General features: G+C 57.5%; 1 pseudogene. It reads left to right on the forward strand.

Annotated elements, in window-relative coordinates:
* Positions 1-612, forward strand: a pseudogene (locus tag A3730_RS02350) (glutamine--tRNA ligase); the annotation flags it as partial.
* Positions 613-635: the final 23 nt, after the last annotated feature.

Raw genomic sequence — 635 nt, forward strand, 5'->3', positions numbered from 1 at the left:
GCGGGCAAAGAGGAGACGCTGGTAGCACCGGTGCATCCCCAGAATGAATCCATGGGGACTCGTCATGTGCCGATGACGCGGGAGGTGTATATCGACCGTGAAGATTTCCGCGAAGAGGCCAACAAGAAATTCAAGCGTCTGGTATTGGGCGACCGGGTGCGGTTGCGTTATGGCTATGTGGTGCGTGCCACCGATGTAGTGCGTGATGATCAGGGCGAAATCGTGGAAGTGCGTTGCAGCTATGATCCGAACACGCTGGGCAAGAACCCGGAAAATGCTGATGATCAGGGCAAGATGCGTGGTGTGATTCATTGGGTGAGTGCGGACAAGGGGCTGCCTTGCGAGGTTCGGCTGTACGATCGTTTGTTCAGTGCTGCCAACCCTGACAAGGGACTGGAAGAGGGGCAGACCTTCCTGTCCCACATCAATCCTGAGTCCCTGACTGTGCTGGATGGTTGCTGGGTAGAGCCAGGGTTGCGTGGTGCGCTGGCGGAAACCCGTTACCAGTTCGAGCGCGAAGGGTATTTCTGTGTGGACCAGGACAGCACTGATGAGCGACTGGTGTTCAACCAGACGGTAGGCCTGCGCGAATCCTGGCCGAAGGAAGCTTGAAGCGCGGTTGACCGTGCTGGAAG

This window comes from Alcanivorax sp. HI0044 (assembly GCF_001634945.1).